This is a genomic window from Leptospira noumeaensis (assembly GCF_004770765.1).
In the GTDB taxonomy this organism is placed as follows: domain Bacteria; phylum Spirochaetota; class Leptospiria; order Leptospirales; family Leptospiraceae; genus Leptospira_A; species Leptospira_A noumeaensis.
In genome coordinates, this window is record NZ_RQFK01000033.1 from 34798 (window position 1) to 51981 (window position 17184).

General features: G+C 37.1%; 12 protein-coding genes. 2 read left to right on the top strand and 10 right to left on the bottom strand.

Annotated features, from left to right (window positions below):
- Window positions 1-31: 31 nt before the first annotated feature.
- A complete protein-coding gene (locus EHQ24_RS16940) occupies window positions 32-1624 on the bottom strand; it encodes an LptF/LptG family permease (protein ID WP_135602815.1) in 1593 nt (530 codons plus the stop codon).
- On the bottom strand, window positions 1617-2993 hold the full coding sequence (miaB, locus tag EHQ24_RS16945) for a tRNA (N6-isopentenyl adenosine(37)-C2)-methylthiotransferase MiaB (protein WP_135602816.1): 1377 nt from the start codon (window positions 2991-2993) through the stop codon (window positions 1617-1619). The genes EHQ24_RS16940 and miaB overlap by 8 nt, the downstream gene beginning before the upstream one ends.
- A 63-nt stretch (window positions 2994-3056) precedes the next feature.
- On the opposite strand from miaB, the gene EHQ24_RS16950 reads away from it, so the two are divergent.
- Complete coding sequence (locus EHQ24_RS16950; RefSeq protein ID WP_135602817.1) at window positions 3057-3656, top strand: J domain-containing protein; 600 nt, start codon at window positions 3057-3059, stop codon at window positions 3654-3656.
- A gap of 1 nt (window position 3657) precedes the next feature.
- Here EHQ24_RS16950 and EHQ24_RS16955 read toward each other — a convergent pair whose 3' ends face one another.
- The 3 genes from EHQ24_RS16955 to EHQ24_RS16965 are packed head-to-tail and all read right to left on the bottom strand — an operon-like array spanning window position 3658 to window position 7427.
- A complete protein-coding gene (locus tag EHQ24_RS16955; RefSeq protein WP_135602818.1) occupies window positions 3658-4794 on the bottom strand; it encodes a DUF1574 domain-containing protein in 1137 nt (378 codons plus the stop codon).
- Between the two features lies 1 nt (window position 4795).
- On the bottom strand, window positions 4796-6220 hold the full coding sequence (locus tag EHQ24_RS16960; RefSeq protein WP_135602819.1) for an MBOAT family O-acyltransferase: 1425 nt from the start codon (window positions 6218-6220) through the stop codon (window positions 4796-4798).
- Window positions 6221-6245: 25 nt separating this feature from the next.
- Window positions 6246-7427, bottom strand: a complete 1182-nt coding sequence (locus EHQ24_RS16965) for a class I SAM-dependent rRNA methyltransferase (protein ID WP_135602820.1) — start codon at window positions 7425-7427, stop codon at window positions 6246-6248.
- 54 nt (window positions 7428-7481) lie between these two features.
- Here EHQ24_RS16965 and EHQ24_RS16970 point away from each other — a divergent pair, with 54 nt between their 5' ends.
- Complete coding sequence (locus EHQ24_RS16970; RefSeq protein WP_135602821.1) at window positions 7482-10001, top strand: SpoIIE family protein phosphatase; 2520 nt, start codon at window positions 7482-7484, stop codon at window positions 9999-10001.
- Here the strand turns inward: EHQ24_RS16970 and EHQ24_RS16975 are convergent.
- From EHQ24_RS16975 to hisD, 5 genes are all read right to left on the bottom strand, one after another.
- Window positions 9981-10820: an undecaprenyl-diphosphate phosphatase gene (locus EHQ24_RS16975; protein WP_135602822.1), complete on the bottom strand. Its 840-nt coding sequence runs from the start codon at window positions 10818-10820 to the stop codon at window positions 9981-9983. The two genes, EHQ24_RS16970 and EHQ24_RS16975, sit on opposite strands and share 21 nt — an antisense overlap.
- 6 nt (window positions 10821-10826) lie before the next feature.
- The gene (locus EHQ24_RS16980; protein WP_135602823.1) at window positions 10827-11498 is read right to left on the bottom strand and encodes a lipoprotein LipL31; all 672 of its coding nucleotides are present in this window, start codon (window positions 11496-11498) and stop codon (window positions 10827-10829) included.
- Window positions 11499-11598: 100 nt separating this feature from the next.
- Window positions 11599-15021 carry a transcription-repair coupling factor gene (mfd, locus tag EHQ24_RS16985; protein ID WP_135602824.1) on the bottom strand — a complete coding sequence of 1141 codons (3423 nt, stop codon included), beginning with the start codon at window positions 15019-15021 and terminating at the stop codon, window positions 11599-11601.
- Window positions 15022-15027: 6 nt separating this feature from the next.
- Window positions 15028-15882: a pantoate--beta-alanine ligase gene (gene panC, locus EHQ24_RS16990; RefSeq protein WP_135602825.1), complete on the bottom strand. Its 855-nt coding sequence runs from the start codon at window positions 15880-15882 to the stop codon at window positions 15028-15030.
- A complete protein-coding gene (hisD, locus tag EHQ24_RS16995; RefSeq protein ID WP_135602826.1) occupies window positions 15879-17171 on the bottom strand; it encodes a histidinol dehydrogenase in 1293 nt (430 codons plus the stop codon). The genes panC and hisD overlap by 4 nt, the downstream gene beginning before the upstream one ends.
- Between the last annotated feature and the right edge of the window lie 13 nt (window positions 17172-17184).

Below are 17184 nucleotides of genomic sequence, written 5' to 3' on the forward strand. Positions count from 1 at the left end.
TAGTAAGAGGAATTTTCTAGCAAATTTTGTCTCATTTGTCTTTTCGGAACCGATTTTTTACAATTTCAATTCTCTCTTCAAGCCTGTCCAGAAACCGGTAATAAAAGCCCAAACGACTCCGAATGGACTCAGGCAACTTAGCATCAGTGCGTGAAATCATAATGTATATGGAAAGTGTGGCAATCACAATATTTGCGGACCATGGTCCCACCCAATCGGGAACATTTTCTTTGTAGGAAATTCCAGATCCAAATATAAAAAAAGTATAATAAATCAAAAGAAAGATAACGGCCAAGGTGAAACTCATTCCTTTTCCGGATCGTTTGACAACAAGACCAAGTGGGAATGAGAGAAAAAAGAAAATTTGGCAGGAGATAGGAGTCGCGAATCGTTTGTGAATTTCTACATTAAATCCGGTGAGTGTTTTTTTTGATTCATTTAGGAGTTCCGAAAGCTGTGTGAAAAGGGCAAATTTCTGGGCCATATCTTCTTGGTTGCCTGATGTGGCTCCAACGATAAGCTCATACTTAAACTGCTCGACCATTTGTTTCAATCCACCGACACCTTTGATGGAAAGACCGTATTCTTTCAAAATTTCCAAACCGGGAATTTTTTCCAGTCCTTCGGATTCAATTGCATTTCGAATTTCAAACAACATAGGTAAAGAAAAGGTATCCGGTTTTACGTTGATACTCATGGTTTTTGTATCTTTTTTCGCTGGGGTATTATAATCCATTTCCCCATCCATAAAGTTTGTGATACCGATGGCACTTGTTTCCGGATCCCACTCGATCACATACCCCTTTCGCAAACGAACAGACTTTTCGTATTCACCACTTAAATTCTTTTTCTCAACTAACAGTCCCTCTTTGGCGTTAATGATCTGCAACATTCTGGATCCACCCATGGGTACTGCCAAATTGTTTACCATAATGATATCTGTTCCATCGGCAGAAATTGCCCATTCTCGAATTTGGACATTACTCAGATTGCCGTCCTCATCGATTCCACCAGAGTACATCGTACGACCTTTCTCTGAAAAAAAATCCTGAGTTTTATCTCCTGAAAATTGGCCAGGCTGAATGGCAAGTAACGGATTGTAGGTGGCAATCCAGTTATCAAAATCCTTCATCTTACGAGTGTTTTCTGGTCCTAAATAAAAATTCAAATACCCCACAATTAGGGTCATTAAAAAACCAAAAACAAGGAAGTTGGAATAGATATAGGGAAAAGATACACCAGAAGCACGCATGGCCGTAATTTCGGAATCACCCGACAAACGACCCGCAGCCATAATCCCAGACATAAGGCAGGCCATGGGAATCGTCATAGGCAAAGTGTTACCAAAAACATAACCCATATAGTCTAGGAGACGGAAAAAATCAACACCCTTACCCACAAAGAGACCTATCATCTTTTGGATGGCCACTGCCATATAAATCATGGTAAAAAAGGATAAAGCCACAAGAAAGGGGCTTAAAATTTCTTTTAGAATGTAAATCCGAAGAATGGATGGTTTGAAACGTTTCCACTTTCCCAAACGATCCGTATCCACCATAAAACCTGGTGGTAAGTCTGATTTTGAATGAACTCTTACAGTTCGTAAATCAACGGGTTTAGACAACTAGTTTTCCTTTTAAGGTGGCACTGGTTGCTGATTCTATTTTAACAGTGACAGTTTTTCCAATCCAATCAGAAGGATTTGTGGACGTTCCTTCTGGAATTGGGAAAACAACCATTCGACCGCAATGGGAACGACCACATAACTCTAGTTTTGACTTTTTAGAAGTATTTTCAATCAGAACAGAAAACTCATGCCCAATCTTGGATTGGTTTTTTTCGTGAGAAATTTTTGTTTGAAGTTCCACAAGTTCAATCAAACGTTTGCTTTTTGTTTCTTCTGTTACATCATCAATGAATTTTCGTTTTGCGATTGTCCCTTCGCGTTCCGAATATTTAAACATATAAGACATATCAAACTTTACTTTTTTAACGACTTCCAAGGTTTCCTGGAACTCTTCTTCTGTTTCGCCTGGAAAACCGACTATGATATCGGAAGTGATGCCAATGTCAGGAATTCGGCTTTGGATACTTGCGACTAAATCCAAATATTCTTCTTTCGTATAACTACGTTTCATATCCCTTAAAACTTTGGAACTTCCTGCTTGTAAAGGCATGTGGATTTGGGAAGAAAAACGTTCTTCTTTTGCCATAAGCGAAATCAGATGGTCAGGGAAATCTTTTGGATGGGGACTTGTAAACCTCACTCTTTCGACAGTTGTCTCAGCGAGAATTTTTTCGACTAATGCACAGAAGTCGGTACTTTCATAAGAATAACTATTTACGTTTTGACCAAGTAGTGTGACTTGTTTCACACCCATTGCTTCCAATTTAAGAATTTCTGCAACTATGGATTCCGGTTCCCTACTTCGTTCCCGACCTCTTGTGTAAGGAACAACGCAGAATGTACAAAAATTATTACAACCACGCATGATGGTTACAAAAGCCTGAATTCCATTTACCACTTTTGGTTCTAATTCATCGTAAGTTTCTGTTCGAGAAAGACGTGTTAGTTGAACATCCCTTTCTCCCCCTCTAATTTTTTGAATGAGTTCAGGTAGAGTTCTATAGTTGTCAGGACCTACAATTAAATCCAAAGGAAGCTCTTGGTGGAATAAATCATCTCCTAGGTTCTGAGCCATACAACCAAGGACACCTATGACTAGGTTCGGATTTTTTTTCTTTAAGTATCCGAGAGATTGTAACCTACCATAAATTTTGGCATGTGCGTTTTCTCTCACAGCACAGGTATTTAAGAATATAATGTCGCTATCTTCAATTGTTTCGGCTGATTCGTAATTTTCTTTCCGGAATAGTTCTTTCACAATTCCCGAATCGTATTCGTTCATTTGACAGCCATAGGTCTCCACATAGACCTTTCCCAATTGGATGGGGTTTTCTGTAATTGGATTTTCTGTCAAAGATGGGTTCATAATGATATGTTTTTCCAGAAAATTTCCTTGTAAAGCAAAGAAGATAGGGACTAAAAAGGGTATATGGCCTGGACAAAACGGGAAACTTATTACGGGATTTTAGGGGTCACCAAAGAGTCCACGAACGCAACCATCGAAGCCATTTACCTAAAGGAATTGGAGTTTTGGCAGAGGCTGGACACCGCCGGAATCTTTGAGGCCAAGGAAAAAATCCTAGAACTAACGCGGGCCTATCTCACCTTATCCGACCCGATCAAACGAAAGGAATACGATTCTCAAATGGATTTTGAATTTGTCTTACTGGATGGAAAGGCAAAAGATCCTGAAATGGAAGAAGCCTATGATGTGTACCGATTGGGTCATAACAAAACCTACCAAGAAATCTTAGTTGAGTTCTCTAATTTTCGCGAGGAGATGGGAGACACACTTTGGGTTTTAAAAAAAACCACGGTCTATATGGTTCTCAACCTTCTTTTGTATTCAGCCTTAATTTTAATCCATTCTCTTTGGAATACAAATACTGATCAGGAGAAAAAATGGATGGACGCAGCCTCTGGATGGGGATCCGGAATTTTCCTTATTTTGAGTGCCGTAGGATATTTGGTCTTTCGTTTCCGCTTTCTAAAGAAAGAATTAGAAAAACGGAAAGAAAAGAGATCCTAACCTAACGAACCGTTTTTGGAAAAAGAATCGGTAGTAAGTTTGGGAAACAAGCTCCACTCAAATGGAGAGAGTCCACAAAATCCTTACAAACCCAACGAGGATCCGTATTCGGGTCTACGACTGTGAATTTCGAATGGGGAGATTCTGCAGCAATAGAAACTGCCTTTTTGATTTCTAAGTTAAACTTATCTAAAAGGCCATCTGTCGACATCCTTCTCCGAAGTGCATCAGAAACTGCAGGAAAATAGACAATCACAGGAATGCCCGTTCCTTTAAGTAATTCTAACATCTTTTTAAAGAAATAGATTTGTGTCGGTGCAAGTGCCTGTCCTCTTAAATACTGGTTGTACATGGCTTCTGCATCTCTTTCTAAAAAAACATCCATATTCGCAAATTTGATTTCGTTTGGTAAGGCTCCAAACTTCACTCGGTTTACATGTTTGATTTTATCGATGTAATTTCGTTTGTGATCTTTCCCAGTGATTCCAACAGACATACCAGGAAAAAAACCAACTTCAATTTCTTTGTTATTGGCTTTGATAGCTGTTGGATCTAAGGGATATTTATAGAGAGCGAATAACTTTTTTAATAAATAAATCTCGACCTCATCTGTAGAAAAACCTTTTGCATTACTTTCCCAAGGATCTTTGGACCTTACTCGGTAAAAATCAATTTGGCTGAGTACATATTCATTGTCATAAGAACCGTTGAGTGAATAATCAATGGCTGCTTGTGAAAAAAGAAGTGGGTCTACCTCAATCAATACATAACGGAGCGGAAGTTTTGAATTTAATGTCCTTTCTAACCAATAGGCTTGAAAACTAGGTGGACCAAAGGGAGCTGCAAAATTAAAGGAATTTGTGTTTGGAAAAAATAATTCCAACATTTCGGAATCAAATTCTCCAGACCTTGAACTTCCAAGAATGAGTCCAATTTCCTTTGAAGGATTCTTTTTTCTTTCCTCCAACATCACTTCGAAAAGATCTTCTTTTAATTCATAAAACTTTCGTTCAATTTTTTTCCAACTGTAAGTGTTCTCTACTATGATTGGCAAAAAGAAGATTTTATCCAAAAGAAAAAGAGATACAGCAAGAACGATAGGATATAAAACTACAGGAAATTTAAATTTTTGGTTCATATTAGAATTGGAAATAAATAAATTCCGTTCCTCCTGGCGCAAGATAACCTAACAAAATAGTTACGATTAAGGAAAATCCCAAAAGAAAAATAAAAGAAAATTTTGTAGACCAACTTTCTCTTGGAAAACTAGGTTTGGTTTGTAAGTAATTTAATAAAAATGTTAAAATTAATGTATAAAGAACAAGTTCGGATTTATTTGTCCTTTCGCCAGAAGAACCAGTGACCACATTTACATACATTGAAAAAGCATTCTGAACAGAGGGGGCGTTAAAAAACGGAATGGATGCGACAAAAAATAAAAATGTATAAACAAATCCCGATATTTTTTTCCATCTCGGGATTTGGATGGTTTTGTCTGGTTTACGAATGAGTTCAATTTTTCTTTCTAAACTCAACATAAATCCATGTAAAAATCCCCAAATGACAAAGGTAAAATTGGCACCGTGCCAAAATCCAGCCAAAGTAAAAGTTACGATTAAATTAAAATAACCTCGGTATTCAGAAACACGAGATCCCCCTAATGGGAAGTAAATATAATCCTTGATCCAAGTGGCAAGTGTCATATGCCATCTTGTCCAAAGTTCACGAACAGAAGTGGATAGATAAGGTGCATGGAAGTTCTCAGGTAAGTTGATTCCGAGTAATTTACCAAGTCCTCTGGCTAAATCGGTATACCCACTAAAATCACAAAATACTCTTGCCGCATAACCGAAAATTGCGATTAGGTTTGTCACTCCATCATACTGGTTCGGATTTTGAAACACAGGTTCGATGACTGGAGATAAGTTATCAGCAAGGACTACTTTTTTAAAGAGTCCTAAAAAAACTAAATAATAACCTTCAAATAATTGTTCCTTTTTTGCATTCCAAACTTCTAGCTGATAAAAAAATTCCCCATGTCGGACAATCGGACCTGCTACTAATTGTGGAAAGAAAAAGATAAAAAGTGCATACTTCAAAAAACTTGGATTTTCTTCTGCATTCCCTCGTTTGATATCAATGGTGTATGCAACCATTTGAAAGGTATAAAAACTTATCGCTAGTGGTAAGGTAATCGAATCAACACCGAACTGTGAATTTAGAAAAGTTTGGATGGATTCTGGCGCAAAAAAGAAAGAACCTGTAATTTGAAAAAGTGTTCCCCATAGAAAATAAAAATACTTAAATAGAAATAAATTTCCAAAGTTAACAAATAAGGAAATGGGATACCAGTAGGAAGATTTGTTCTTTAGAATTTGTTTATTAAAAAAATGATTTAAAACAACAATCGCTAAAAAATGGAAGGCAAAGGGAATTGACCAGGCTGCGTAAAACGCCAAGGAAGCCAAAAATAAAAAACCCAATCGAAGTCTGCCACGGAAGATCCAGTGTAAACAATATACGATTACAAAAAATAATAGAAAACCAAGGGATGTAAATTTCATTCTAAGATTTCACCAATGTATGAGATCATGTATCTCCATCAACCTGAATCACAAGTCCTTTTAGGTATTCTCCTTCGGGATGAAAGACAGAATAACCGTGGTCAGGACTCTGGGTTAGATGGTGCAGAATTCTTACTCTTTTTTTCGCATCCTTTGCCGCACCGAATACAATTTTTTTAAACAAATCAAATGAAATATGTTGGGAACAGGAAAAGGTAAAAATGAGACCACCGGTTTGTATCTTCGCCATTGCACGCATATTGATGTCTTTATAACCACGGCTTGCCTGAAGGACGGTAGCCGCACTTTTGGAAAAAGCAGGAGGGTCTAAAACAATCAAATCATAAAGTCCAGATTCCATTGTTTTTAAATAATCAAAACTATCCAAAACAAGGCCCTTATGCCTGGAATTTTCACCTTCAGAAGTCAGGCCATTCAGTTTTAAATTTTTCTCACAGAGTTCGATTGCTTGTTTTGAAATGTCCAAACTATGGACAGACTTAGCATCCGCGAGCAATGCATAAATAGAAAAGGCACCCGAATACGAGAATGTATTTAAGATGGATTTATCTTTCGCATAACGAGAAAGAAGTGCTCGATTTTCTCTTTGGTCTAGAAAAAAACCTGTTTTTTGTCCTTTGGTGATATCTGCGAAAAATTTGATTCCATATTCAGAAAAAACTGGCTCGTCATTATTTCCCTTATGAAATATAGAATTAACGTCGGGTTTCCCTTCTGATTTCTCACTCTTTTCAAAAATGGTTTCAAAACCTTTGTTATCCAAAAAAGAAACTAGAAAATTCTTTAAACCCAAAGCTCCGGGAGTTTTGAGTTGCATAACAGCCGTTTTATCATAACAATCAACTACGATTCCAGGAACATGATCTCCCTCTGAATGGAAGAGCCGAAATCCTGTTGTGTCTTTTGGAAGTAGTTTCATTTTTGATTCAAAGATAGAATTCCATCGATTCACCCAAAAGGATTCCTCACTTCCATCTTCTTCTAAAACAAAAGAGAACACACGAACTCGAATTTGGCTTTTCGGATCATAATGTCCCCAACCTAAAAATTTCTGTTCTGAGGATTCAACTTTTACGATGGAGCCTGGATTTATGCCCGCTCCTTCTGAAGCAATAGCTCCAGAGAAAATCCAAGGATGAAAATTTAATAATGCTTTTTCTTTATTCTTTTTTAATCGAATGACCATTTTGAATCCATTTGGAAACATTACAGAGTTAGGAAGATCAACGTCCGTTTATATATGATAAAACCGATCCTCATTTTTCTTGTCTTTTCTTTTTCCCTACTCCATTCGCAAACAATCACAAATTCTACTACAAAAGTAATGGAAGTGGTTTCCCTCGATTCAAAGGGAAACGATCCAGAAACCCTTTGGTTTATGTTGGAAGAAGATTTGAATGAAGTAGAAATCAAATCCATTTCAGAATCTAACTTCTCTAAGTTTCAATGGACACGGGTTTTTATCCCTGGAAGTTTATATGCCAAAAAGGAAGATTATTCCTCTAAAAAAATTGTAACATTAGCAAAGTGGATTCAATTTCCAAACGACCAGTCCACACAATATTCACTTAGACTCGGTATCATCAATGATCGGGATATAACTTACCTGAATGGTCATTTGATTGGTCAAACCGGATTATGGAATGCAACAGATCCGCAGGCCTACGACAAATTAAGAATTTATAATGTTCCATCAAACTTCATCCAACATGACAAAAAAAATCTACTCATAGTAAAAATCCAACCCTATTTCGGAAACTCAGGTGGTATTGAACAAGATGAAACTCTCCTTGGGCCCACAGATAAAATTACTTCTAGGTTTTATAAAGATGAATTTATAAAACTACTGTTTTTAACAATTTATTCCACTGTGGGAGGTTATTTTCTCTTTTTGTTCATTCGTAGAAGAAAGGACAGAGAAAACCTATTTTTTGCATTATTTTCTTTTTCATTCGTAGTTTATAATTTTCTAAGAAACCAACTAAAATATGAGTTTGGGTTTCCATTTTTAGAAATGAAGAAACTGGAATACATGACGATATTACTTTTGATTCCTTTTATGTATCATTTTCTAAGAACTTTGTTTGATGAAAGATACAGTATTTTTGGAAAAATTCTAGATGGATTACAACTCGGATTTTTTTTATATTTTGCATTCACCGAGAACATAGAAAGTTTCAGTTTTTTACTTTCCAATTTTGTACAACCTACTTGGTTGATTTATGTAATATTAATTTTTGCAATTTTAATCAAACACTTACGAAAGAAAGAAAGGAGAGCTTTTTACATTACCATAGGCATCACCATTGTTCTAATGGCTGCAATTGTTGATTTAGCTACCAACCGTAACTACTGGGTGTTCCCAAGAATTATGGGGTATACCTTTCTTGTATTTAATATCTCGCTTGCCATCATATTAGCAAACTCATTTGTAAAACTAAATGAACAAGTGGAAGACTTAAATAAAAACTTAGAGAAGAAGGTAGAAGAAAGGACTGATGCATTAAACGAATCACTCAATCAACTACAAATTCTAAAAGAAAAACAAGATGGAGATTATTTTTTAACATCACTTCTCATCCATCCCCTAGCCAGAATCGACAATCGCATTCCTGAAATCAAAATTGAAACCTATGTGAACCAAAAGAAAAAATTCCAGTTCCGTGGAAAGGATGGCGAAATTGGAGGAGATATCTGCGTTGTTGGTACTGTCCAATTGGAATATGGTGATTATACTGTTTTTGCCAATGGAGATGCCATGGGAAAATCCATCCAAGGTGCAGGTGGTGCCTTGGTATTTGGAGTTGTGTTTCAAGCTGTTCTTTCAAGGGCAAAATCTAGTTATACAAAGTCTAGGCCTCCCGAGCTTTGGTTAAAAGATTTATATGTAGAACTACAATCGGTTTTTGTTAGTTTTGATGGTTCCATGTTATCGAGCGTTGTTCTGGGTATGGTAGGAAAAGATGGTTTTGTTTATTATATCAATGCTGAACATCCTTGGAGTATCCTTTACCGAGATGGAGTTGCCTCTTTTATTGAAACCGAACTTTCCATGAGAAAACTTGGTTTTCCTAAAAACGATCATTACTTCCAAATCAAAACTTTTTCTTTGTTAGCTGGAGATGTTTTACTCATTGGGTCTGATGGGAGAGATGATTTGGGACTTGGTCAGGAAGAAGAAGAGTTTCGTTCCATCAATGAAGACGAAACCTTAATCTTACGATTAGTCGAACGATCAGAAGCAATCCTTCCCGGTCTAGTTCAGGAAATAAAAAATAGCGGGGAGATTACAGACGACCTTTCTTTTTTAAAAATAGAATTCTCTCCAGAATATCCAAGAATGTCACTACCTGATACGATAAGGAAAGAATATTTAGAAATCAAACAGACAACCAAACAAGGAGCTTATCAGGAAGCCTTAGAACGATTGGTTTCTTTGATGCAAAACTATTCCCATCCAACTTTCTATGCTTTGGCAGGAAAACTTCATTACCAATTAAAAAATTGGATGGATGCCATAGAAAATCTAAAGTTAGCATCGAAGAAAAATCCTGTCCGCGAAGATTATCTTTTTATGACAGCAAGAGCATTATACAAAAATGGACAGTATACCGATTCTGTGATATGGTCTGAAAGGTTATTTTTGCGAAACAAATTCCACAAGCAGAACACAACGTTATTTATGCATCTGCTTGATCAAACGAATCATGTGGATAAAAAAGAGTTTTACTTAGGTTTTTTAACCACGAAAGAAATATAAAGTCACAAGAAGACCAAGGAAAATTCGATAAATTCCAAAAGATAAAAAACTCCTTCTGCGGATAAAAGCCATAAAGAGTCGAATGATAAAATAACAAATCACAAAAGAAACAATACTTCCAAACAAAAGAAGGCCGATAGTTTCTGAATTTAAGATGGTGCGGTGTTTATAGAGTTTGTAAATCCCAGCCAATGTCAAGACGGGAATCGCTAGAAAAAACGAAAACTCTGCTGAGTCTTTTTTAGATACTCCCAAAGTCCGTGCTGTGATGATGGTTGCCGCTGATCTGGATACACCAGGAATGAGGGCAAAACATTGAAAAATCCCCACGAAAATTGATTCTTTAATCCCAATTTTTTTTCCCTCACCTTCATCGTAATGTTTCCATTCGACAAAAACCATAACGAGTCCACCCACTAACCAAGAAAGACCTAAAATCAAAAGTAAATCAGATCTCATTTTGATTTGATCCAAACTACTTTTAAAAACAAAACCTAAAATCAAAATGGGAAGGATACCTACCAGTAAATTACGATAGAATTCAAATCCCGTTTTATCAGTTGATTGATTTGTTAGAAAAAGAATGGCTCCCTTTGTTTCTTTCCAAAGTAGTTGGAAATACAAAACAACAACAGAAAGGATGGCTCCAGTTTGGATGAAGATATCGAATAAATCTTCAAAGGCTTCATGGTCGACTGTTAGATTTTGAAAGGGGAAAAAGTAACTGAAGAGGAAAAGGTGTCCCGTAGAAGAAACGGGAAGGAATTCCGTGGCAGCTTCGATGATGCCACGGAGAAACGCATTTAAAGTATTGTCCATTCCGACTTATTTTTTCTCGTCAGCTGGTTCTTCCACTTTTTTCTTAGGAGCAAGGTATGCGTCTAAATCAAATTTGTCATTACGTTTGATGGTTACTTCTTCTTTGATTCTTTCTACTACTAAAGGAAGTTGTTCTCTAGTTTGTAATTGTTTAATTTGTGCCTTAGCAAAAGTAAGACATTTATCAATTGTTAGGTTTGCAATATTACGATCCAAACCGCGAAGTCTTTCGCATTCTGCTTTTGCTTGCTCGTCAGTGATTTGGATTTTTTTCTCAACTTGTTCGGAAACATACATTTGAGCAATGGTTTGCATCTCAACTTGTTTGATCACTTCCGCAACGTCTGGACGAGAAATATAACCATTTTTCTCAGCCACAAGGCGAGTCATGATCATTTGCCTGTAAGTTTGGTAAAAATTTTTCTTTTGGAGTTGGTAATTCAAATCTTGGAAGTTTTGAGGAACTTCTGCGATGTCTTTTTCAATGAATTCCAAGAGGGTCTTTTTTTCGATATTTTGCAATCGGCTGATAGAATCAAGAGCTGTATCATAAGCCGCTTCAAAGTCTTTTACGGTAATTTTATGGTTATCCAACGTTTCGATGACCGGAGAGGAGTCCGAACACTGAACGAGGAAAAGTGATGCCAAAAAAACAAACAAAGGAAGGATTTTAGTCATATTATTTTAGTGCCTGAAAGGATTTGTGATGATGGTTTCGCCAATTCCCGCAATGTCTATCCTTTTTTGACGGAACCAGTTTGATTCCCCTGCTTAAAAATTAAGCGGCCAAAAATTCCAATAGGGAAAGCAGTTTTTTGATTTTTTGCAAATCCTCCCTTTCCGGAATCGTATAACGCAATACAGATGGCTCTTGCGGGGAGATAACAAGCCCTTTGAATTTAGCCATAGCTTGGATCACACGGTCTGGATTTCCCCGAAAATAGGTTCCACATTTGAATAAGATTTCCTCGGGTTTTTCGGTCACAAATTCGAATCCTAAGTTGGATGCCAGAGTTCGGATTTTCTCTAATTCTACAAAGGTTTTGGCGATTTGCGGGAGTTCTCCAAACCGGTCTTCCATTTCCAGAGAAAGTTCCTCGATTTCGTCCAAATTAGCAGAACCCTCAAACCGTTTGTAAAATTCGATTTTTTGTTTTGTGTCAGGGATATAATCATCAGGAAGATAAAAGTTTGTTTTTAAATTAACAGCTGTGCGAACTTCCACTCGCACATCTTCTCCTTTGATCCGAGAAATAGCTTCTTCTAACATTTTTACATAGAGGTCAAAACCGACTTCCATGATATCGCCTGATTGTTCTTTTCCTAGTAGATTCCCGGCTCCACGAATTTCTAAATCGCGCATGGCCACTTTAAACCCAGAACCTAACTCCTGATATTCGAAAATGGTGTTTAATCTTTTTTCTGCAAGTTCCGTCATCAGTTTTTTAGAAGGATAAAACATATAAGCATATGCCTTTCTATCAGATCGACCAACACGACCTCTGATTTGATAGAGTTGCGAAAGTCCAAACATATCGGCTCGTTTGACAATTAGGGTATTGACATTAGGCATATCAATGCCTGATTCAATGATTGTGGTAGTCACTAAAATATCGTATTTACGTTCGTAAAAATCAACAAGGGTTTCCTCAATTTCATCTTCTGTTAATTGTCCATGTAGAATCCCTACCGAAATTTCAGGAACCAACGAACGAACATAAGCGGCCTCTTCTTCAATTGATTCCACACGGTTGTAAAGATAAAAAATTTGTCCTCCTCGTTCCATTTCCTTTCGGATGGCCTCTTGGATCAAAGTATCATCTTCTTCTAAAACATAAGTTTCTACACTTTGTCTGTTTTTTGGTGGAGTGGAAATGATTGAAAGTTCTCTGATTCCAGTAAGTGCCATATGTAAAGTTCTTGGAATAGGAGTTGCTGTTAGAGTTAAAACATCGACAAGGTTTTTAAACTTCTTTATGGCCTCTTTATGTGTAACACCAAACTTTTGTTCTTCGTCAATGACAAGAAGACCTAAATTTTTTGGTTTCACCTTAGATGATAGAATAGCATGAGTTCCGATAAGCATATCAATTTTGCCTTCGGAAAAATTCTTTAGATCTTCCCGAATCTCAGCAGCCGAACGAAACCTGGAAACAAAGGCAATTTTTACCGGATAGTTTTCATACCTTTGTTTGAATGTATTAAAATGTTGTAAGGAAAGGATGGTCGTGGGCGTAAGAAGCATTACTTGTTTCCCTGCCATAATCACCTTAAAAGCTGCACGAATGGCTACTTCTGTTTTCCCATATCCTACGTCACCACAAACCAAACGATCCATGGGTCGAACCGATTCTAAATCTTGTTTCACAGACTCGATGGCTGTAATTTGGTCAGGAGTTTCTTCAAACTCAAAGGCCGCTTCAAACTCTTCTTGCCAAATGGTATCAGGCGGAAATGCAAAACCATTCAACTTCATACGGTTAGAATAGAGTAACACTAGTTCTTCGGCTAACTTATCAACAGATTCTTGAACCCGATCTTTTGCCTTTTTCCAGGAATTTTTTCCTAGAGTGTCGAGTTTGGGAGAATCAGTACCCCCAATGTATTTTTGAACGAGAGAAATTTGATCCAAGGGAACAAATAAACTATCTCCACCAGCATATTCTAATTTTAGAAAATCCCTTTCCTTTCCATCAGCCTTAGTTCTTTCAATTTTAACAAATCGACCCACACCATGATTCACATGGACTACATAATCACCTTCTTTCAAATCAATGAAAGATTCGATCATTTGAGAGGCTTGTTTTTTATAACGAGTTTTTCTTTTGTACTGACGACCAAATAAATCATTGTCCGTAAAAATATAAAGGTTGTCTTCTAAAACGTGAAACCCACGTTTGAGGTCAGAAATTACTAAATGAACCCCTGGATTCATTGTATCGAAGGGAATGGGAAGTGGTTCTTCTGAATCGGAATGTACTGTTTCCACTTCATCTTCGGTAAATAAACCTTTCAGACGCATCATCTGGGCAGAAAAGGAGGAAGTGATTAGGATTTTGTTTTTTGGATCTTCTGCGAGTAACTCTAAAAAGTATTCCTTTGCCTCACGGATTTTGCCCCGAAATCCTTTCACTTCCGTGATTGGTTCATAAGAATAATTTCTTTGATTATCTGGCAAAAGAGAAAAACGAATTCCTGGTGTATCGTCAGAAGTAAGAGTGCTCCACTCTTCTCCAAAAGAAAGTAAATCCTCTGGTTTCAAACAAAGAGATTCTTCCTTCTTTTTCTCATAGAGAGTGTTGTATTCTCTCTCCATTCCATAAGAACGTTCCTTGGTGTCAAAAAACCTAGGATAAATAACAACAGGTTTTCTATTAAAAAAATTAAGAAAACCTTCGTGTTCACGAACCAAAGGCAAATGTTCTTCGATAATCTCTAACTCTGAATCAATCGGAAGTCGTTTGTCTTTGTGTTTTTCTAACTCTTCTTTGTATTTTAGTTTTTCTTCTCGACTTACAATTGTTTCATTCGCGGCGGTAATGATGATCTCATCAATTTTTGTTATCGATTTTTGAGTATTGGGATCGAAGGTTCTGATTTCATCGACAGTATCTCCAAAAAAATCAATCCGTACCGGGTTTGCCAAATAAGGAGTGTAAATATCTAAAATTCCACCTTTTAAACTGAAGTGTCCAAATTGTTCACAAACTTCTTCTCTGTGGTATCCTAAATGGACAAGTTCCGATAATAATTTTTCTAAAGGAAAATCCTTTCCTAATTTTAAAGAAATGGATTTTCCTTTTAAACTGCCACTAACAGGGAGTTTACGCAATAACGCCGATACAGAGGTAACCACAAGAGAACGATTTCCAGAAAGGATTCGGTTGATGGTAAGGATCCGGTCTCTTTTCCATTCAACCTGCCATTTTGTATATTCGTAAGGAATGTTTTCCGGTCCGGGAAAATAAAAAATCTCATCCTGTGGTAAAAAACTAAGAAGTTCCCGGGAAAAACTTTCCGCATCCTGGTTTGTCGGAAGTACAATTAAAAAGGTAGAATCTGTTTTGAGTGAATCATATAAAGATCCAACAACAAAGGAATGAGCCGATTCCGGAATTCCGCTTAAATTTACTAAAGAAGTTTTGGAATCAGAGATTACCTGTTTAGTATTGAATTTACGATCTTCGATTTCTTTTGTCATGGATGATTAATTAGGAATGGTTATGATTTGGTTGTCAATGAGGCGCACCTCACCAACAAATACAGCCAAGGCGAGTAGAATCTCACCAGTTAATTTTTCTTTGGATTGAAGGTCGATTGGATCAACTACTTCCAAGTAATCAATGCGAAGAGAAGCCCCTGTGAGTAAAAAATCTCGAAGTATTTCCTTCAGTAGATTGATATCTCTTTCACCACCCAAAATTGTTTTTTTTGCGAGCGCAAACATACGAGGAATGAGGCTAGCAGTTTCCCTGTTTTTTTCAGACAGTCTTACATTTCTGGAACTCATCGCAAGGCCGTCACTTTCGCGTTTTGTAGGGACTCCCACAATTTCAATGGGGAAATTTAAATTTTCCACCATAGCAGAAATGACTCGGAATTGTTGGTAGTCTTTGAGTCCAAAGAAAGCCTTTGTTGGTTCCGTTAAATGAAAAAGTTTAGAAACTATTTGTAATACACCTTCAAAATGCCCAGGCCTTGTCCGACCACAAAGATTTTTTTGTAATTCTGGAATACTTAAAAATATAGGAGTTTTTGTTTCAGGGTACATCGTTTTTACATCAGGTAAAAAAACAAGATCCACGCCCTTCTCTTCGCATAACTTTAAATCGGTGTTCGTATTAATTGGGTAATTTTCAAAATCTTTTGGATCATTAAATTGAGTTGGATTGACAAAGATAGAGACAATGGTTTTGTCTGTTTGTTTTTTGGAAGTTTTAACTAAATCCAAATGACCAGAATGTAAACTTCCCATAGTGGGACAAAATCCAATGGACAAACCATCCCTCTTCCAAGAGGTAATTTGATTTTTTAATTCTATGATATCCGATATAACGATCATACAGAATCCTCAGTTCGAACTTTAACACTAGTCCCGTGTTCTTCATCCAAACCTTCCAATTCAGACATTAACTTAACAAAAGGATACAAAGTTTCTAATGATTCTTTTGTGACTTCTTGAAAAGTAACTCGTTTTAAAAAAGTATCCACACCTAACGAAGAATAGATTCGGCTTCCACGTGCAGTGGGAAGAATATGGTTGGTTCCACTGATATAATCACCCATAGCCACGGGAGAATATGGGCCAATAAAAACACTACCCGCATGTTCGATTTTGGAAAAAACTAATTCATTGTCCCTTGTTTGAATTTCTAAATGTTCTGGGGCCAGTTCATTCGAAAACCAAATACAATCTTCCAAACTTTCAAAAATCAAAATGGCAGAATTTTTATAGATTGAATTTTGTTTCATCTCTAAACGTTTCGGACGTTCTATAAAAGCCTTTTCCAATTCCTCGCTGACTTGTTTGGCAAAACTCTCGTCTGTAGTTAGTAAAATCGCAGACGAATCTTCTCCATGTTCTGCTTGTGATAACATATCACAAGCAATCCACTTCGGATTGGCACTAGAATCGGCTATGATACAAACTTCGCTTGGACCTGCTGGACTATCAATTCCAATGAGTCCACTACCAGCTAAATAAGATTTGGCGGCGGCTACATAGGCGTTTCCTGGTCCTACAATGAATTCTGATTTGGGTATACTTTCTGTCCCGTAAGCAGCAGCAGCAATCCCTTGAGCTCCACCAACGGTTACAATTCGGTTTACTCCCAGAATTTGACAAAGCCAGATGAGAATTTCAGGAAGTCCATCTTTTTGTGGTGGAGTGATGAGTTGGATATTTTTTACACCAGCAATTTTTGCAGGAATCACTCCCATAAGGACACTGGATGGATATAATGCCTTACCACCTGGTGCATAAACAGAAAGCGAAGGAATGGCGGTGTATTTAACACCTAACCGGTTTCCATCAATAGTCTTGAACCAGGATTCTCTTTTTTGAGCTTCATGAAAGGTTTCGATATTCGCTTTAGCCCGAAGGAAGGCTTCTTTGATTTTTGGATCAAGATTGGTTTGGATGGAATGCGGATCGAGAGTTACCGAACTTAGTTTGATGCCGTCAAACTTTTCAGTGAGTTCAACGAGTGCTTTATCCCCTTTGGTTCGTACAGCTTCCAAAATCGGAAGGATTTTTTCTGTAGCAGAACTTAAGTCCTCTTTGGCTCCCGCAAGAAAACGATCGAAGGTTTTGTTTGTGTTTTTGTCACAACGAAGGATGGGAATCGGCATAAAATCAGCTTGG